We start from the raw sequence: 18,277 nt of genomic DNA, 5'->3' as shown, positions 1-18,277 counted from the left end.
GAACGAGGAGAACGCGCGGTGACCGGACAGAGCGCAGCTGGCGCCCCCGACGGCCTGGTGCCGGAGCCGGAGGACTGGTGGGTCTTCCGCGGCCCCGCGGAGCTGCCGGCCCCGCCACCGTGGCGTCGCTTTCCGGCCACCCGGGGCACGGCGGCCCAGGCGCCCTACCTCCTGGAGCGCAACGAGATCTCCGTCGTCAACGCCGCCCTGCATCTGCACCGCCCGCTGCTGGTCACCGGCCGGCCCGGCGCCGGCAAGAGCTCGCTGGCCCGCGCCGTCGCCGACGAGCTGGGACTCGGCGACGTACTGCGCTGGTCGGTCAACAGCCGCTCCACGCTCCAGGACGCCCTCTACCGCTACGACGCCGTGGGCCGGCTGCGCGAGGCCTCGCTGCGCCGCGAGCGCGAGGCGCCCCGCGGCTCCGGCCGCCGCCCCAGGGCCCGGCACGCCACCGCGGCCGGCGACATCGGCCAGTACCTGCGCCTGGGCCCGCTGGGCAGCGCACTGGCCGCCGACCGCCCCCGGGTGCTGCTCGTCGACGAGCTCGACAAGGCCGACATCGACCTGCCCAACGACCTGCTCGTCGTCCTGGAGGAGGGCGAGTTCGAGATCCCGGAGCTGGCCCGGCTGCCCGAGCACCAGCAGGAGGTGCAGGTCCTGCTGAGCGGAAGCCGCGAGCGGGTCGCGGTCCATCGCGGAGTGGTGCGCTGCGCCCACTTCCCGATCGTCATCATGACCAGCAACGGCGAACGCGACTTCCCGCCCGCGTTCATGCGCCGCTGTGTACGCCTGGACCTGCCGGAGCCGACCGGCGACCGGCTGCGGAAGATCATCGAGCACAATCTGGGCGAGGAGGCGGTGGCCGCCGCCGAGGACCTCATCGAGGTCTTCCACCAGCGCGCCAAGACCCAGACCCTGGCCACCGACCAGCTGCTGGCCGCCGTCCATCTGCGGATCAGCGGCGCCGACCTCACCAAGGAAGAGCTCCTCGCCGCCGTCCTGCACCGCCTCGACGAGCCCATGTCGCCATGATCGACCCATTGCGACAGGCGATGTCGGCCGCCGGCTACGACCTGGGGGCGAGCGAACTCCTCGATGTGCTGTGGCTGGCACGGGCGATGGAGGGCGGAGCGGCGCCCCGTCCGGAGGGGGAGCCGGGGGAGCGGGGGGAGGCGGCGACGCCGGGCGAGGGGGAGCACGCCGGGCCGGCACACCCCGGTGAGGCCGCCGCCGAGCCCGCCGCCCCTGACGACCGTGCCGGGACCGGCCCGCACCCGGAGCACGCCGACCCGCTCCACCCCGCCGACGCCGCTCACCCCGACGGCCCCGTCGCGCCCGCCGACGCCCCCGAGCCCACCGGGCCCTCGGCCCCCGCCGGCCCGCCCCGCCGCGCCCTGTACGCCATGGGGAGCCAGGGCGGCTCGCAGGGCGCGGACCGCGCGCGCCCCGCCCGGGTCCCCGGTCAGCGCGCACTGCCCGACGCCCAGCAGCTGGGCCGGGCGCTGCGCCCGCTGCGCCGTTTCCGGGACCATCCGCACCGCACCGTCACCGACATCGAGGCCACCGTCCGCCTCGCCGCCGAGACCGGCTTCCTGGATGTCGTCGCCCGCCCGGAACAGGAGCGGCGCTGGTCGGCGGTGCTGCTGGTGGACTGCTCGCCTTCCATGCAGGTGTGGGGCTCGCTCGCCACCGAACTGCGTGCGCTGCTCGCCCGGAGTACCGCCTTCCGCTCCGTCCAGGTCCATCCGGTCGACCCCCGGGACCCCGGCGGCCCCCTGCCGCGCCGGCAGGCCGCGGGCGCGTCGGTGACCTTCCTGCTCACCGACGGGACGAACCCCGGATGGCGCGGCCCGCGGGCCGTCCGCGCCCTGGCCGCATGGAGCCGCGGCGGCCCGGTGGCCGTCCTCAACCCGCTGCCCCGCCGGCTGTGGCGCGGCACCGCCCTGGACGCCCGGCCCCGACTCCTGGCCGCGCCGGGCGAGTTCGAGCCCGTAGGGCGGCTGACGGTCTGCGACGCGCTGAGCGGCGAGCCCGACCCGGAAGCGGAGGGCTTCCTCGCGCTGCCCGTCCTGCATCCGACCGCCTCCGCGCTGGAGCAGTGGGCCGGGCTGCTCACCCGCCCCGGGGTGCCGCATCTGATCGAGACGGCGCTGCTGTCCGAGGCGCCGTCGCCGGCCGCGCCGCCCGAACCGCACGGCAGTGCCGAGGAGTTGCTGGCCCGCTTCCGCGGCGCGTTCTCCCCCGAGGCCTACCGCCTCGCCGTCCGCCTCTCCGCGATCCGCCCGCTGACCACCCCGCTGATGCAACTGGTCCGCGCCGCCACGATGCGCGACGCGGGCCCCACCCATGTCGCGGAGATCCTGCTCGGCGGCCTGCTGGAGCGCACCGACGAGATGCGGGAGACGGCCGCCGCGCAGACCCTGGACCGCGCCCTGGGCGCACCACCGGGCCAACTGGTCCAGCCCGTCTACGACTTCCGCCCCGGAGTGCGGGAGCTGCTGTTCAGCGGGCTCGGCACCGAACAGGCCGTGGAGGTCGTCGAGGCGGTCGGCCGGTCCCTGGAGCCGTATCTGGGGCGGCTGCCGGACTTCCCGGTCCTGATGGGCGACGAGGACGGCGAGCTGCGGCTGCAGGCCTCGGCCCGGGCCTTCGCCGTCCTCGCCAGTCCGGTACTGGAGCGGATGGGCGGGGCGGCGCCGGAGCACCCGGCGGTCACCGCGGAGCCACCGCCGCCCCGGCCGCGCCGCCCGGTGGCCGGCCCGCCGCTGCGCTTCGGAGTGCTCGGCCCGGTGCGGGCCCGGCGGGGCGAGACGGAGGTCCCCCTGGCCGGCCCGGAGGTCCGGGCGCTGCTGGCCTGCCTGCTGCTCCGGCCGGGCCACACGGCCACGGCGGACGAACTGGTCGGCGACATCTGGGGCGCCGCGCCGCCGCGGGAGGCCCGTGAGCTGCTGGACGTCTACGCCACCCGGCTGGGCCGGCAGCTCGACTGGGACCTCGTGGCCGGCGACGCGGACGAGGGGTACGGGCTGCGCCGCCCCGACGGGCGGCCGGCCGTCCTCGACCTCGATCTGCATCTGGCCGAGCGGCTGGTGGCCCACGCCCGCGAGGCCACGGATCCGGCCGAGGCGCGCCGCCTGTGCGATGCCGCACTGGCCCTGTGGGAGGGCGAGCCGCTCGCCGGCCTCCCCGAGCCCTTCGCCCGGGTGCCCCGCGAGCGCCTGGCACGTTGGCGCGCCGACCTCCTGGCCGGGCGGTACCACCCCCTGGCCGAGGACGGCTCCGCGGCCCTGCCGCCGGTCCCCGAGCACTTCTTCGGCCGTACGCAGGAGATCGCCGAGCTGGCGGCGGCGCTGCGCGCCCGCGACGCCGAGAAGCCCTGCTGGGCCGTCCACGGTCCGCCCGGTGCGGGCAAGACGGCGCTGGCGCTGCGGGTCGCGCACGAGGTCGCCGGGCACTTCCCCGACGGGCCGCACTTCATCGACATGGGGGAGGCCGGCCCCGAGCGCTGGGCGCACTGCCGCGCGCTGCTGGCCCAGCGCCGGGTGCTGCTCGTCCTGGACGACGTCTGCGACGACGAGGAGGCGCTCGCCGCCCTCCTGCGGGAGCCGGCCGCCTGGGCCGGCGCCGTCCTGATCACCGGCCGGCACCGCCCGCGGCTCGACGGGCTCACCGGCGACCTCGCACTGGCCCGGCTGCCGGCGACCGAGGCCCACGCCGCGCTGCCCGAGCATCTGCTGCTCCAGTGGCTCGACGCACAGCTCAGCCCGCCCGCGCGGCGCGCCCTGGTGCTCCTGGCCGTACCGTCCGGCGACGGGCTGACGCTGCCGGCCGCCGCCGCGCTGCTGGCCACGACTCCGGAGCGGGCGCGGGCGCATCTCTACGAGCTGGCGACGATCGGCGCCGTGGAGCAGACCTCCGGCGGCCGCTACCGCCACGTCGGCCGCCTCCGGGCCTTCGCCGAGGGGATCGCCCACCGCGAGCTGCCCCGGCAGCTGCGCGACAAGGCGCTGTCCCGGCTGCTGGACCTGTATCTGGCCCTCGGCCGCCGGCTGCACGAGACCCGGTATCCGGGCGAGCGGTGGCTGAGCCGCCTCACCCGCGCCGAATCCCCGTCCCTCCCGAAGGCACGGGACGCCGCCTCGGAGCTGGCCGCCTGGGCCGACGAGACGCCCCACCTCCTCGCGCTCGTCCGCCAGGTGGCGACGGGCGCCCCGGCCCTCCTGCGGCCCGCCGCCGACCTCCTCCTGCTGGCGCAGGTGACGGCGGACTGCGGGGCGCCCTCCGCCGCGTTCGAGACGGCCGGGCGGACCGTGGCCGCGCGGGCGGCCGCCAAGGGCGACGCGCAGGCGGAGGCCCGGGCGCGGGTCGCGCTCGCCGAGGCCTACCTCGCCCTGGGCAAGGTCGCCGAGGCCGAGCCCCAGGCGCGGCGCGCGGAAAGCCTGGCGGACCGCTCCGGCGATGCCCTCGCCCGCGCCCGTGCCCCGTACCTCCGCGGTGTCATCGCCCTCCACCAGGGGCGGCACGACGAAGCGGGGCGGTACCTCACCACGGCCTGTGTGCAGTGCCGCGACCGCAAGGACGAGGCGGGCGAGGCCGTCGCGCTCGCCGCCCTGGCGCGGCTGTGGGCCGCGGTGGGCAACAGCCAGGACGCGCTGCTGTTCGCCGAGCGCAGTATGGACCTCCACCGCCGCGGCGGCGACGGCTCCCCACGCCTGGCACACGGTCTGTACGCGCTGTCCGAGGCGCTGTCGTCGGCCGGCCGGCACACCGAGGCGCTGCGCACGCTGTTCCAGGCGCTGCCGCTCTTCGAGGAGGACCACCAGCGCATCTGGGCGGGCCGCACCCGCTGCCGGATGGCCGAGGAGACGGCCGCGCTGATCCGGCCCAACGAGGCGGCGGCCGCCGGTCAGGACGCCGCGAAGCGGCTGCTGGTGCCCGGCGGCGAGCGGTGGCGCGCCGATGCGCTGACCGCGCTGGGGCACGCCGAGACCGCTCTCGGCCGCAAACAGGGCGCCCGGGCGCACTGGCGCGACGCGCTCGGCGTCTACGAGGCCTTCGGCGCCACGGAGGCCGACGGGGTACGAGCGCTGCTACGGGACAAGCCGGCTCCGTCGGCGGGCGGCACGCGCAGACCCGGGGCGTCGCGCACCACGGACATCGCGAACCTCGGCACGGTCCTGCGCGATCTGACGGCGGCCGTCGGCGTCCTTGGCGACCGGCTCCGGGCCGAGGCCGCCGCCCGGGGCCCGGTCCTTGCCACCCTGGCGTCCCTGGAGGCCGAACTCACCGGGCACACGGAGGAGTTCGCGCGCACGGGCCGCCCCCCGCGGGCCGACTTCGCCCTCCTGCGCACGTCCCTGGCGGAGGCGGCCTCCCCCGAGGCCCTGCCGGAGTCGACCCGCGACCCCGACACCCTCGAAGCGGCCCACACCGTCCACACGCTCAGCGGCCGCCTGCCCGCATAGGCCACGGCCTCCGGCGCGGCCCCGCCCGCCGTCGGCTTCCAGACGTATAGATCCAGCCACCGGGGTCGCGTCATCTCCTCCCGGCCGGAGATCGCAGCCCCGCTTCACCCCTCGCGGTGTGTCGCCTTTTGTGCGCAATAGTCGATTCTGCGCCTCGGTATGACCGCAAAACCCCATCGCTAACGGGTGCGGGGTATCGGTTGCGGAGCACTGTTCGCTGAACGGGTTGCTCGCACCGGATATCGATTCGGTCACACCGGCTGGCGATTCACCTGGGTGTTTACGGTTTGTCGCATTTGCTCTGTGACAGGCGTCACGCTGGCTGGAATTCGACCGTGGTAAATCTTCACGACCACCTGCCGGGCGTCACCCATGTCCGTGTAGGGGGCGCTTGAGTCGGCCGATCGCCGGCATGCAACTCCATCAGTATCCGGGGGGATCGAGACCCGATCCGACGCCAAGCAAGGGCGCGGATCGGCATGGAGCGGAAGGCGCACCACACATGACCTCAACGCAGGTCGGCACGGACCTCGGCGAAGGCAACGAGGCCCCGGGCAGCACACCGGAAGAGGGCTACGAGCGGGGTCTCGGCAGCCGTCAAGTCCAGATGATCGCCATCGGCGGCGCCATCGGCGTCGGCCTCTTCCTGGGCGCGGGCGCGAACATCGCGAAGGCCGGGCCCAGCCTCATCCTGATGTACGCCCTCGCCGGCGTCATCGTCTTCTTCATCATGCGGGCGCTCGGTGAGCTGCTCCTGTACCGCCCGGTTTCGGGTTCCTTCGCGGAGTACGCCCGCGAGTTCCTCGGCCCGTTCTTCGGATTCGTCACGGGCTGGACGTACTGGCTCATGTGGGTCGTCACGGGCATGGCCGAACTGACGGCCGCCGCGATCTACGTGCATTTCTGGTTCCCGGACATCCCGCAATGGGTCACCGCGCTGGTCTTCCTGGTCGTGCTGTACGTGGCGAACCTGATCTCGGTGAAGATCTTCGGTGAGATCGAGTTCTGGTTCTCGATGGTCAAGGTCACCGCGCTCATCGGCATGATCGTGATCGGCCTCGGCGTCGTCACCTTCGGCTTCAGCCAGGCGGGAGACGCCGCGGCGGTCTCCAACATCTGGGCCCACGACGGGATCTTCCCCATGGGTGTCGGCTCCAGCCTCATGACCCTCCAGGGCGTCATGTTCGCCTACCTGGCCGTCGAACTGGTCGGTGTCACCGCGGGTGAGTCCGAGAACCCGGAGAAGACCCTGCCCAAGGCCATCAACACGCTGCCGTGGCGCATCATCGTCTTCTACGTCGGTGCGCTGAGCGTGATCCTCATGGTCGTCAAGTGGACGGAGTTCCAGCCGGGCGTCAGCCCGTTCGTGGCCGCCTTCGCGAAGATAGGCATCCCGGCCGGTGCGGCGATCGTCAACTTCGTGGTCCTGACCGCCGCCCTGTCGTCCTGCAACTCGGGCATGTACTCCACGGGGCGCATGCTCCGCGACCTGGCCGCCAACGCCGAGGCCCCGAAGGTGCTCGGCAAGCTGAGCTCCACCAAGACCCCGGCCGTCGGCATCACCCTCTCCGCCGTCCTCATGGGCATCGGCGTGGTGCTCAACTACGTCGTTCCGGAGAAGGCGTTCGGCTACGTCACCTCGGTGGCCACCGCGGCCGGCATCTGGACCTGGCTGATGATCCTCGTCAGCCACATCCTCTACCGCCGCGCGGTCGTCGCCGGCCGCCTGCCCGCCTCGCCCTTCCCGGCGCCCGGCGGCACGGTGTGCAGCTGGATCGCGGTGGCGTTCCTGCTCCTGGTGACCGGCCTGATCGCCCTCGACCCCGACAGTCGCGTGTCGCTGTACGTGGGCGCCGGCTGGGCCGTGTGCCTGGCGATCGGCTGGTTCGTCCTGAAGGCCCGCAACCCGCAGATCGCGGTCAAGGGGACGACCCAGGAGAAGCAGCTGGAGACCGCCGGACAGCCGCGCGGCTGAACGGAACGGGCTCTCGAGCTCCCGCCGGACGGCCCTTGAAGCCGTCGCAGCCCTGACGGGGGCACCCGGACACAGACGTCCGGGTGCCCCCGTCGGCTGTGTCCGGGTGCCTGTCCGATCGCCACGGCGGCCGACGCGGATCCGCGCCCGGCCCGCGGGACAAGGCCCTACGGCCGCAGGAACTCCGCCAGCGCCACGGCGAGTTCCGCGGGCGCGTCCTCCGGCACCAGATGCCCCGCGCCCTCGATGACCCGAAGCCGCGCGCCGGGTATACGGGACGCCAGCTCGTGCCCCTTCGCCACCGGGATCCAGTCGTCCTGCGCGCCCCAGCAGACCAGCGTCGGCAGCTCGATCTCTCCGTAGCGCCCCTGGATCTCGTCGGTGAAGCGCTGGTCGTTCTGCCGTATCTGCCGGTAGAACGCCGGCTGTCCCTCGTCGGTGCACCAGGGCTCGACCAGCCGGTCGAGGACGGCGGGCGGCAGGCCCGGACGGCTCGCGGAGGAGACGTACTCGCGCACCAGCGCCCGGTGGAGCGCGGCCGGCAGCTGCCCGAAGACCTCGTGGTGGCCGCCCAGCAGCCGGTATGCGGGCGAGCCCCAGGGGCCCAGCGCCACCGGGTCGACCAGTGCCAGCCGTGCGTACCGTGCGCCGTGCAGCAGATGCGCCCGCAGGGCGACGCAGCCGCCGAAGTCGTGCGCGACCACGGCCGGCCCGGACCGCTCGTCGGCCAGCCCCCAGTGCTCCAGCAGCTCCACGAACACCCGGGCCTGCGCGCCGAGTGAGACGTCCTGCCCGTCCCGCATCCCGGAGGCGCCGTAGCCCGGCATGTCCCAGACGAACACCCGGTGCCGCGCGGCGAGGGCGTGGGCGACGCCCCGCCAGACGTACGACGAGAACGGCGTCCCGTGCAGCAGGACGACCGGCGGCGCGCCGTCCTCCCCGAGGGCGGCCCACCGCACCTCGTCGCCGCTCGCGGCGCGGAACGTACGATCCAACAGCCACTTCGTCATGACCGTAAGCGTAATGACTCCTTACAGGTGCTGTCGAGGCCCCAGGGGTGAACGGGCCCGCGGGAAGTGCCCCGGCGTGCGGCGCTTCCGCGCGCCGCGTATGCGCCCCCGGAGCCCACCGCGCCGACTCGTAGAATCGTGCGCACCATGGTTTACCTCGACCACGCCGCCACCACCCCGATGCTCCCGGAGGCGGTGCAGGCGATGACCGCCCAGCTGACCGTCACCGGCAACGCGTCCTCGCTGCACGCCGACGGCCGGCGGGCCCGGCGCACCGTCGAGGAGGCGCGGGAATCCCTCGCCGACTCGCTCGGCGCGCGTCCCAGCGAGATCGTCTTCACCGCGGGCGGCACCGAGGCCGACAACCTCGCGGTCAAGGGCCTGTACTGGTCGCGCAGGGCGGCCGATCCGGCCCGTACCCGCGTGCTCGCCAGCCCCGTCGAGCACCACGCCGTCCTGGACGCCGTGGAGTGGCTCGCCGAGCACGAAGGCGCCCGCGTCGAGTGGCTGCCGGTCGACACCCACGGGCGGGTGCACGCCGACGCGCTGCGCGAGGCCATCGCCCGCAACCCCGCCGATGTCGCCCTGGCCACCGTCATGTGGGCCAACAACGAGATCGGCACCATCCAGCCGGTCGTCGAACTCGCCGCAGTGGCCAGCGAGTTCGAGGTTCCGCTGCATGCGGACGCGGTGCAGGCGTTCGGTCAGCTGGAGGTCGACTTCGCCGCCTCCGGGCTCGCCGCGATGACGGTTTCCGGCCACAAGATCGGCGGCCCGTACGGCATCGGCGCCCTGCTGCTGGGCCGCCAGTACTCCCCGGTGCCGGTGCTCCACGGAGGCGGCCAGGAGCGGCAGGTGCGCTCCGGCACCCTCGACACCCCCGCCATCGCCGCCTTCGCCGCCGCCGGCCGGTACGCCGCCGCGCACCGTGCGGACTTCGCCCGCGACATCGGCGCACTGCGCGACGACCTGATCAAGGCCGTCCGCGCCGCCGCCCCGGACGCCGTCCTCGGTGGCGACCCGGACCCCGCGGGCCGCCTCCCCGCCAACGCCCACTTCTCCTTCCCCGGCTGCGAGGGCGACTCCCTGCTGCTCCTCCTGGACGCCCAGGGCATCGCCTGCTCCACGGGCTCGGCCTGCACCGCCGGTGTGGCCCAGCCCAGCCATGTCCTGCTGGCGACGGGCATGTCACCGGACCTCGCCCGCGGCACCCTGCGGTTCTCCCTGGGGCACACCTCGACCGCGGAGGACGTGGCAGCACTGGCCCAGGCCATCGGCCCGGTGGTGGAACGCGCCCGCAGCGCGGGCCTGAGCTAGCCGGGGGCGGGTCCGAGCCGGCCGGAGCCGGCGGGCACCTAGGACGTGCCCGACGGGTCGTGGCCGGGCACGCCCTTGCGCAGCTCCGCGCGGACGAGCCCCAGATACCGGCCCCAGTCCCAGTGCGGCCCCGGGTCGGTGTGATCCGTGCCCGGTACCTCCGCATGGCCCACGATGTGCTCCCGGTCGGCCGGGAACCCGTAGCGGCGGCAGATCCCCGCGGTCAGCCGCGCCGACGACGCGTACATGGCGGCGGTGAACGACTCCGGCCGGTCCACGAACCCCTCGTGCTCGATGCCGATGCTCCGCTCGTTGTACCCGCGGTCCCCGGCGTGGAACGCCACATCGAGCTCCCGCACCATCTGGGCGAGCCGTCCGTCCCGGCCCACGACGTAGTGCGCGGCGGCCTCGTGGTCCGGGTCCCGGAACACCTTCAGCGCGGTCGCGTAGCTGCCCTGGACGACATGGACGACCACGCGGTCGATGTCGTAGTCCGCCGGCCGGTCCGCCCGCCGGTAGTTCTCGTCGGACGCCGCCACCCACCGCGCGCCCCGGTGGTCGACCGCGCCCGGCGTGCGCGGCTTGTCATTGCCCGGCAGCTGCCACCACCAGTGCCGCAGCTCGTCCCGCGCCGCGAGCGCCACCGCCCCGGCGGCCAGCGCCCCGCCGCCGATCCACAGCGCCCGCCGCCGTGTGACCCCGGGCGGGCCGCTCCCGCCGCCGCTCTCACCTCCGCCTTCTCCGTCGCTCTCGGCGCCCGTGTCCCCAGCCCTGTTCCCCATGCGCTGCATAACGCTTTCCGCACTGTCGGCGGTTCCGTCTACCCTGGACGGGCTATGACTGATGACGCCCCCCGCCGCCTCCGCGTACTCGCCGCCATGTCCGGCGGCGTCGACTCCGCCGTCGCCGCGGCCCGCGCCGCCGAGGCCGGCCATGACGTGACCGGCGTGCATCTCGCGCTGTCCGAGAACCCGAAGTCGTTCCGTACGGGTGCCCGCGGCTGCTGCACGATCGAGGACTCGCACGACGCCCGCCGCGCCGCCGACGTCATCGGCATCCCCTTCTACGTCTGGGACCTCGCCGAGCGCTTCCGCGCGGACGTCGTCGACGACTTCATCGCCGAGTACGAGGCCGGGCGCACCCCGAACCCGTGTCTGCGCTGCAACGAGAAGATCAAGTTCGCCGCCCTCCTGGACAAGGCCCTCGCCCTCGGCTTCGACGCGGTGTGCACCGGCCATTACGCGACGGTGGTCGTGAACGAGCACGGCAGCCGCGAGCTGCACCGCGCCTCGGACATGGCCAAGGACCAGTCCTACGTCCTCGGCGTCCTCGACGACCGCCAGCTGGCGCACGCCATGTTCCCGCTCGGCGACACCCTCACCACCAAGGCCGAGATCCGCGAGGAGGCGGCCCGCCGCGGCCTGTTCGTGGCGAAGAAGCCCGACAGCCACGACATCTGCTTCATCGCCGACGGCGACACCCAGGGCTTCCTCGCCAAGCGGCTCGGCGCGGCGCCGGGCGACATCGTCGACGAGTCCGGCAACCGCCTCGGCACCCACGAGGGCGCGTACGGCTACACCATCGGCCAGCGCAAGGGTCTGCGCATCGGCCACCCCGCGCCCGACGGCAAACCGCGCTACGTCCTCGACATCTCCCCGGTGGACAACACCGTCACCGTCGGCCCCGCCGAGGCCCTGGACGTCACGGCCCTCACCGCCATCCGCCCCCGCTGGTGCGGCCGGCCCCCGGCCGCCGGCCCCGCCACGTACACGGCGCAGCTGCGCGCCCACGGCGGCGAGACCGAGGTCACGGCGGAGCTGGTCGACGGCGCGGAGCTCCAGGTCACGTTCACCGAACCCGTCCGCGGCGTGGCCCCCGGCCAGGCCATCGTCCTCTACGACGGCACCCGGGTGGTCGGCTCGGCGACGATCGCGACGACGGAGCGGCGGGCGACGGCGGCGGCGCGGACGGCCGCTCAGTAGGTGTAGAGCGCCGTTGTGTCGAGGGCGAGGCCGAACGGCTCGCCGATCGGCACCGGTTTGCCGAACTCGGTCTCCAGCGACGCGCGGTAGCGCCCCCTCAGGCAGCGAGTAGAGCAGACCCTCCCCCCGTGTCCTGGCTCGTGCCAGCGTAGCTCTGTGTGAGCGCCCGCACACAGTCAGGGCGCGGCGGGGTCGCAGTTCCGGAGGGGCGACGGCCACGGGGGTGGCACCACTGACAAATGTCATGCCGAACGCAGGACAGACGGGACTGCCGGTGCCTCGGGCCGTGCACGAAGCTGAAGGTGTCACGCGGACGCCGGCACGAGCGAGCCGCCGTCCGTAGTCCAACTCGGGGGAGTACACCGTGAGTCAGAAGCAGTCCGTCGCCGCAGGCAAGCCGGTCAACCCGCTCGTGGCGAGCCTGACGCCACTCGTCGTGGACGCGGGGATCCCGATCGCCTCGTACTACATCCTCAGTGCCGGCTTCGGGCTCAGCACGGTGGCCGCGCTGGGCTGGAGCAGTGTGGTGCCCGCGCTGCGCACGGCGTGGGGGCTGGTCGGCGGGCGCGGGGTCAACGGCCTCGCCCTGCTGATACTGATCGTCAACGTCGTCGGGCTGGCGATGAGCGCGGTGGCCGGCGACGCCCGGCTGATGCTGGCCAAGGACAGCGCCGTCAGCAGCGTCGTCGGCATCGCGGTCCTGCTCTCGGTGCGGACGAAGCGGCCGCTGATGACCGCGGGGCTCAAGCCGTGGGTCACCAAGGGGAGCGAGGCGGGCAACGCCGCCTGGGAGCGGCTGATGGCGGGCTCGGAGCGGTTCCGGCGGGCGGAGCGGAGGTTCTCCGCGATATGGGGGATCGCGCTGCTGACCGAGTGCGTGCTGAAGGTCGTCGGTGCCTACACCGTGCCGGTGGACACGATGGTCTGGCTGGGCACGGTGCTGACCGTGGTGGCCGTCTTGCTGGCGATGCTCATCGCCGGGGGCAGCTGCGCCGACCCGATGGAGAAGATGGTCAAGGCCGAGATCGAGGGCGGCGCGACGGCAGCTGCTGCCGAAACAGGGGCAGTTGTGGGGATTGCGCCGTAGTGGCGTAGCGCGCGGGCGTGCGGGCCCGACGCGGGGACGGTTGTGAGGTGGCGCACAGGGCGTGCCCGGCCGAATCCCGTCCGTGCGGCGGTGGCGGTGCGCTGACCTGCGGACATACGGCGAGGGGAGGGGGCGGGGGCGGGAGCCGGTGGAGGTGGCGAAACGGCATACGGCGGCGAGGTGTCATCCATCCCACAGCCGCCGGACCGGGCCGACACATAGTGTCGGCGCAGCGATGGACGTCAGAGACCGCTGAGCCGGGGATCGGTGACGCCAAGGGCTCGCGAGGAGTTGAACGCCCTGTGAGGGGGCGTCTCGGTCCGGACTGCGGGCAGCCTTTCCTCGGCCACGAAGGGAACGGAAGTCATGTCGACTGTGCACACTGAGGTCAAGCCCGGCGATCATCGGGCCGGACCGGCATCCCTGTACGCCGAGCTGGTCCGGCGCAACCCCGGGGAGCCCGAGTTCCACCAGGCGGCTCTTGAGGTGCTGGAGACGCTGGCCCCGGTGCTGGCCGCCCGTCCCGAGTTCGCCGAGGCGAAGATCCTGGAGCGGATCTGCGAGCCGGAGCGGCAGATCATGTTCCGGGTGCCCTGGCAGGACGACTCCGGGGCGGTGCACGTCAACCGCGGCTTCCGGGTGGAGTTCAACAGCGCGCTCGGCCCGTACAAGGGCGGTCTGCGCTTCCACGCGTCCGTGAACCTGGGGATCGTGAAGTTCCTCGGCTTCGAGCAGATCTTCAAGAACTCCCTGACCGGGCTGAACATCGGTGGCGGCAAGGGCGGCAGCGACTTCGATCCGCACGGCAGGTCGGACGCCGAAGTGATGCGGTTCTGCCAGTCGTTCATGACGGAGCTGCACCGCCACCTCGGCGAGCACACGGACGTACCGGCGGGCGACATCGGCGTCGGCGGCCGCGAGATCGGCTATCTCTTCGGCCAGTACCGGCGGATCACCAACCGCTGGGAGGCCGGCGTGCTCACCGGCAAGGGCCTGGCCTGGGGCGGCTCCAAGGCCCGTACGGAGGCCACCGGCTACGGCAATGTGCTCTTCACCCAGGAGATGCTCAAGCAGCGCGGGGAGGAGCTGGACGGGCAGCAGGTGGTGGTCTCCGGATCCGGCAATGTCGCGATCTACACCATCGAGAAGGCCCAGGCGCTGGGCGCGCACGTACTGACGTGTTCGGACTCGGGCGGCTATGTCGTCGACGAGAAGGGCATCGACCTGGCGCTGCTGCGGCAGATCAAGGAGGTCGAGCGCGGCCGGATCAGCGCGTACGCCGAGCGGCGCGGGGTGTCGGCGACGTACGTCCCCGGTGGCCGGGTGTGGGATGTCGCCTGCGATGTGGCGCTGCCGTCGGCGACCCAGAACGAGCTGGACGCGGACGCCGCCCGGGTCCTGGTCCGCAACGGCGTCAAGGCGGTCTCCGAGGGCGCGAACATGCCGACCACGCCGGAGGCGGTGACGCTCCTCAAGGAGGCCGGTGTGGCCTTCGGCCCCGGCAAGGCGGCCAACGCGGGCGGGGTCGCCACCAGCGCGCTGGAGATGCGGCAGAACTCCTCGCGCGAGGCGTGGTCCTTCGACCGTACGGAGGGCGAACTGGCGGCGATCATGCGCGGCATCCACCGCACCTGCTACGAGACCGCCGAGCGCTTCGGCCTGCCGGGCGACTATGTCGCGGGCGCCAACATCGCCGGCTTCGAGCGGGTGGCGGACGCGATGCTGGACCAGGGGCTGATCTGACCGGGACGGCGCCCAGGGAGTAGGGGGTACGGGCGGGGCCGGAGCGTGGACGACGGCGTCCTCGGGGCGGCCGGCGGTGACCCCTCCGCGATCCGGCTCCGGCTCGTAAGGTGAGGCGCATGAATATCTGTGTCTTCTGCTCCGCCAACGACCTCGACGACCGCTATGTCGTCCCTGCCCGCCAGTTCGCCGAGCTGATCGGCAGGGGCGGGCATGCGCTGGTCTGGGGCGGCTCGGACACCGGGCTGATGAAGGTCATGGCCGACGGGGTGCAGGAGGCCGGCGGGAAGCTGATCGGCGTCTCCGTGGAGTTCCTGGCGCACAAGGCGCGCGCGAACGCCGATGAGATGGTCGTCACCAAGGACCTCGCCGAGCGCAAGGCGCAGATGCTGATCCGCGCCGACGCCATCGTGATCATGGTCGGCGGCACGGGCACGCTGGACGAGGCGACCGAGATCCTGGAGCTGCGCAAGCACGGGATGCACACCAAGCCGGTGGTGCTGCTGAACACCGCCGGTTTCTACGACGGGTTGAAGGAGCAGTTCCAGCGGATGGAGTCGGAGGGGTTCCTGCCGCTGCCGCTGACCGACCTGGTCTTCTTCGCGTCGGACGGCGTCGGCGCGCTGGCGTATCTGGAGGAGCGGGCGGGCATCCAGGGCTGAGTCGTCGCGCCGGCCCGGCAGGCCGTCGGCCGCACCCGCCGCCCCGGGCACCCGCTCTGCGGTCGACCGCTCGTTAGGATCGGCGCCATGGGTACGCACTTGATCACGGGCGCAGGGTCGGGCATCGGAGCGGCGGTCGCACGGCGGCTCGCCGAGCGCGGGGAGGACCTGTGGCTGCTGGCACGCAACGCGGTCCGGGCGAAGGAGCTGGCCGCACAGTTCCCCGGCGCCCGCACGATCGTGGGTGACCTCGCCAACCCCGAGAAGCTGTCCTGGGCCTTCGGGCAGCAGCCGCTGCCGGACCGCATCGACTCCCTTCAGCACATCGCGGGCGTCATCGAGCTGGGCGCGGTCGGCGATCTGCCGGCCAAGGCCTGGCAGCGTCAGCTCTCCGCCAACCTCGTCGCGCCCGCCGAGCTGACCCGGCTGCTGCTGCCGCTGGTGCGGGTCGCCCAGGGGCACGTGGTCTTCGTCAACTCCGGCGCGGGGCTGAACGCGCACGCCAACTGGAGCGCGTACGCCGCGAGCAAGCACGGCCTGAAGGCGCTGGCCGACTCGCTGCGGGCCGAGGAGCACGGCAACGGCGTACGGGTGACCTCGGTCTACCCGGGGCGTACGGCCACGCCGATGCAGGAGAGCACCCACCGGCAGGAGGGCAAGGAGTACGACCCGTCCCGCTGGATCGACCCGGAGTCGGTCGCCACGGCGATCCTCACCGCCATCGATCTGCCGCGGGACGCGGAGATCAACGACGTGTCGGTGCGGCCGGGGCGCTGAGCACCTCGGTACGGCCCGTTCGCCGTGCCGACCACGGGCCGCCCGGATGCCGTGCCGACCACCGGGGTCGCCCGTATGCCGTGCCGACCACCGGGGGCGGCCCGCACCGCGCGCCGACGGGCCGCCGCGGGCGCCCGGTGGTCCCGGCCGCGGCGACGTACGCTGCATGAGTGACCACTGAAGCGAAGTCGACCGCGGCGGCCGGGTGCGGGTTCCGGGAGATCCGGGGGCTCGTCACGGAGCTGGGCCGCCGCCTGGACGCCCATCAGCGCAGCCGGATCGCCGAGCTGGACCTGACGCCGACGCAGGCCAAGGCGCTGGAGGAGCTCGGCGAGCCGAAGACCGCGCGCGAGCTTGCCGGGGTGCTGTGCTGCGAGCCGCCGAACGTCACCTATGTCATCTCCAAACTGGAGAAGCAGGGCATGGTCATCCGGCAGCCGCACCCGTTGGACGGGCGGGCCAAGCAGCTCGTACTGACCGAGGCGGGGCGGGAGTTGCGGCTCGATCTGCTGCGCAGGATGGGGACCGCCTCGCCGTTGGACCATCTCTCGCACGAGGAGCGGGCCGCGCTGCGCGACGACCTGTTGAAGGCCCTGGGGCGGGACTGACTTCCCTGGGGCGGGGCGGCTGAGTCCTGCGCCCGGCGGGCCGGCCGTCCGCGGCGCGCCGCCCGCGGTTCCGTATACCTTCAGTAAAGTTATAGCTGTAACCATTGCTCCCGACGATGGCTACAGCTTTAACTAAATGCATGATCGCTCAGAAGGCGGCCGCGCGCCGCGCCGCGCAGGAGGTACCGGCCGCATCGACCCCCGACCGGGCCCCGCGGCGGCCCGGCGGCGGGCTCCAACTCCTCGTCCTGGCACTCGGGTTCGTGATGGCCAGCCTGGACACCGGCATCATGAACGTCGCGGCGAGCGACCTGCGGGCCCGGCTCGGCCTGAGCATGTCGGGCCTCACCTGGGTCGTCGACGGCTACGTCCTGGCCTTCGCGTCGCTGCTGCTGCTCGCGGGCTCGCTGGCCAAGCGGTTCGGCGCCCGCCGGATCTACCTCGTCGGGCTCGCCGTGTTCACCGCCGCGTCCCTCCTGGGCGCGGTCGCACCGAACGGTGCCGTCCTGGTGGCGGCCCGCTTCGCGCAGGGGGTGGGCGCGGCCCTCTTCATGCCCAGCTCGCTGTCGCTGCTGATGAACGCCTTCCCCGAGCCGGCGCGCCGGGCCAGGATCCTCGGCCTCTGGTCCGCCATCGTCTCCACGTCCGTAGGGCTCGCGCCGACCATCGGCGGCCTCCTGGTGGGGACCCTCGGCTGGCGCTCGATCTTCCTGGTCAACCTCCCCATCGGCATCCTCGGGCTGCTGCTCACCCGGCGGGTCGTCGCCGCCGTCCCGGGACGCGGCTCGGCGCTCGGCGGCAGCGGCCACGTCCTGGGCCTGCTCGCCCTCGGATCGCTGAGCTACGCGCTCATCGAGGGGCCCGACATCGGCTGGTCCGCCCCCTTCATCCTGGGGGCGTTCGCGGTGACGGTGCTGGCGGCGGCCGGCTTCCTCGTCCGTGAACGGACCGCCCGTACGCCGATCCTGCCGGTCTCGCTCTTCGCGGACAGCGGCTTCTCCACGGCCAACCTGGTCGGCTTCCTGTTCAACTTCGCCTTCTACGGGGCGCTGTTCGTCCTCGGGCTCTTCCTCCAGACGGCGCGCGGCGCGAGCTCGGTGGCGGCGGGGCTGCAGATGCTGCCGGCCGTGCTGGTCATCCCGTTCGGCAACATGCTCTACGCCCGGATCGGGCCGCGCATCGGCAACCGGACCGCGCTCACCGCTTCCCTGGCGCTCTCCGCCGCGGGATACCTCCTGCTCTTCCTGCTCCTCGCGCCCGGCCTGCCGTACTGGGCGATCGCGCTGGTCCTCGCCGTCGCCAACATCGGCAGCGGGGTCAGCTCCCCGGCGATGACCGGCGTCCTGATGGCCGCCGCGGGCCGCGAGCACGCCGACATCGGCAGCGCCACCCTCAACGCCAACCGCCAGATCGGCTCCCTGGTCGGCATCGCCGGGATGGGCGCGGTGCTGACCGGGGCGGGCGCCGGCTATCAGGGCGCGGCCTACGCCTTCGCCCTGGCGGCCCTCGCGCTGGCGGTCGCGGCGGTGGCCGGCCGGCTGGGGATCCGCGGCCGGGGCTGACGGGGCGGGCGCGGATCGGCCCGGACGCGGCCCGGCGGCCGCCGGGCCGCACCGCCACCCGTTCCGCCGTCCTCCCCGCCGCCGCATAC

At 73.6% G+C, this 18,277-nt stretch carries 13 protein-coding genes; 11 read left to right on the top strand and 2 right to left on the bottom strand.

The window, feature by feature from the left end; genetic code table 11:
* The first annotated feature begins 18 nt into the window (after positions 1–18).
* From AC0680_RS10150 to AC0680_RS10140, 3 genes are all read left to right on the top strand, one after another.
* Positions 19–1,032 (top strand): AAA family ATPase, encoded by a 1,014-nt coding sequence (locus AC0680_RS10150; RefSeq protein WP_478626481.1) that lies wholly within the window; start codon positions 19–21, stop codon positions 1,030–1,032.
* Complete coding sequence (locus tag AC0680_RS10145; RefSeq protein ID WP_478626480.1) at positions 1,029–5,465, top strand: SAV_2336 N-terminal domain-related protein; 4,437 nt, start codon at positions 1,029–1,031, stop codon at positions 5,463–5,465. The genes AC0680_RS10150 and AC0680_RS10145 overlap by 4 nt, the downstream gene beginning before the upstream one ends.
* A 502-nt stretch (positions 5,466–5,967) precedes the next feature.
* Entirely contained in the window at positions 5,968–7,440 is a 1,473-nt protein-coding gene (locus AC0680_RS10140) for an amino acid permease (protein WP_478626479.1), read from the top strand.
* A 167-nt stretch (positions 7,441–7,607) separates the two neighbouring features.
* Here the strand turns inward: AC0680_RS10140 and AC0680_RS10135 are convergent, their stop codons facing one another.
* Positions 7,608–8,450, bottom strand: a complete 843-nt coding sequence (locus AC0680_RS10135; RefSeq protein ID WP_478626478.1) for an alpha/beta fold hydrolase — start codon at positions 8,448–8,450, stop codon at positions 7,608–7,610.
* Between the two features lie 147 nt (positions 8,451–8,597).
* Here AC0680_RS10135 and AC0680_RS10130 point away from each other — a divergent pair, with 147 nt between their 5' ends.
* The gene (locus tag AC0680_RS10130; protein ID WP_478626476.1) at positions 8,598–9,767 is read left to right on the top strand and encodes a cysteine desulfurase family protein; all 1,170 of its coding nucleotides are present in this window, start codon (positions 8,598–8,600) and stop codon (positions 9,765–9,767) included.
* Between the two features lie 38 nt (positions 9,768–9,805).
* Here AC0680_RS10130 and AC0680_RS10125 read toward each other — a convergent pair whose 3' ends face one another.
* Positions 9,806–10,549 (bottom strand): N-acetylmuramoyl-L-alanine amidase, encoded by a 744-nt coding sequence (locus AC0680_RS10125; protein ID WP_478626474.1) that lies wholly within the window; start codon positions 10,547–10,549, stop codon positions 9,806–9,808.
* Between the two features lie 54 nt (positions 10,550–10,603).
* On the opposite strand from AC0680_RS10125, the gene mnmA reads away from it, so the two are divergent.
* From mnmA to AC0680_RS10090, 7 genes are all read left to right on the top strand, one after another.
* On the top strand, positions 10,604–11,749 hold the full coding sequence (gene mnmA, locus AC0680_RS10120) for a tRNA 2-thiouridine(34) synthase MnmA (RefSeq protein ID WP_478626472.1): 1,146 nt from the start codon (positions 10,604–10,606) through the stop codon (positions 11,747–11,749).
* Positions 11,750–12,113: 364 nt separating this feature from the next.
* Positions 12,114–12,836, top strand: coding sequence for a VC0807 family protein (locus AC0680_RS10115; RefSeq protein ID WP_478626471.1), 723 nt, complete (start codon positions 12,114–12,116; stop codon positions 12,834–12,836).
* Positions 12,837–13,202: 366 nt separating this feature from the next.
* Positions 13,203–14,579 (top strand): NADP-specific glutamate dehydrogenase, encoded by a 1,377-nt coding sequence (gdhA, locus tag AC0680_RS10110; protein WP_478626469.1) that lies wholly within the window; start codon positions 13,203–13,205, stop codon positions 14,577–14,579.
* A 119-nt stretch (positions 14,580–14,698) separates the two neighbouring features.
* A complete protein-coding gene (locus AC0680_RS10105) occupies positions 14,699–15,241 on the top strand; it encodes an LOG family protein (protein WP_478626467.1) in 543 nt (180 codons plus the stop codon).
* An 87-nt stretch (positions 15,242–15,328) separates the two neighbouring features.
* Positions 15,329–16,018 (top strand): SDR family oxidoreductase, encoded by a 690-nt coding sequence (locus AC0680_RS10100; RefSeq protein WP_478626465.1) that lies wholly within the window; start codon positions 15,329–15,331, stop codon positions 16,016–16,018.
* 221 nt (positions 16,019–16,239) lie between these two features.
* Positions 16,240–16,626: a MarR family winged helix-turn-helix transcriptional regulator gene (locus AC0680_RS10095; RefSeq protein ID WP_478626719.1), complete on the top strand. Its 387-nt coding sequence runs from the start codon at positions 16,240–16,242 to the stop codon at positions 16,624–16,626.
* Positions 16,627–16,766: 140 nt separating this feature from the next.
* Positions 16,767–18,188 carry a DHA2 family efflux MFS transporter permease subunit gene (locus AC0680_RS10090; RefSeq protein WP_478626463.1) on the top strand — a complete coding sequence of 474 codons (1,422 nt, stop codon included), beginning with the start codon at positions 16,767–16,769 and terminating at the stop codon, positions 18,186–18,188.
* Positions 18,189–18,277 lie beyond the last annotated feature (89 nt).

The organism is Streptomyces sp. NPDC043738 (assembly GCF_056436545.1).
This window is presented reverse-complemented; position numbering and strand designations above follow the sequence as displayed.

What these genes read in the sequence shown, in the direction of transcription:
- gdhA (WP_478626469.1), top strand. Translation starts at nt 13,203, where the DNA reads ATGTCGACTGTGCACACTGAGGTCAAGCCCGGCGATCATCGGGCCGGA.
- AC0680_RS10125 (WP_478626474.1), bottom strand. Translation starts at nt 10,549, where the DNA reads ATGGGGAACAGGGCTGGGGACACGGGCGCCGAGAGCGACGGAGAAGGC.
- AC0680_RS10130 (WP_478626476.1), top strand. Translation starts at nt 8,598, where the DNA reads ATGGTTTACCTCGACCACGCCGCCACCACCCCGATGCTCCCGGAGGCG.
- mnmA (WP_478626472.1), top strand. Translation starts at nt 10,604, where the DNA reads ATGACTGATGACGCCCCCCGCCGCCTCCGCGTACTCGCCGCCATGTCC.
- AC0680_RS10145 (WP_478626480.1), top strand. Translation starts at nt 1,029, where the DNA reads ATGATCGACCCATTGCGACAGGCGATGTCGGCCGCCGGCTACGACCTG.
- AC0680_RS10140 (WP_478626479.1), top strand. Translation starts at nt 5,968, where the DNA reads ATGACCTCAACGCAGGTCGGCACGGACCTCGGCGAAGGCAACGAGGCC.
- AC0680_RS10135 (WP_478626478.1), bottom strand. Translation starts at nt 8,450, where the DNA reads ATGACGAAGTGGCTGTTGGATCGTACGTTCCGCGCCGCGAGCGGCGAC.
- AC0680_RS10100 (WP_478626465.1), top strand. Translation starts at nt 15,329, where the DNA reads ATGGGTACGCACTTGATCACGGGCGCAGGGTCGGGCATCGGAGCGGCG.
- AC0680_RS10105 (WP_478626467.1), top strand. Translation starts at nt 14,699, where the DNA reads ATGAATATCTGTGTCTTCTGCTCCGCCAACGACCTCGACGACCGCTAT.
- AC0680_RS10090 (WP_478626463.1), top strand. Translation starts at nt 16,767, where the DNA reads ATGATCGCTCAGAAGGCGGCCGCGCGCCGCGCCGCGCAGGAGGTACCG.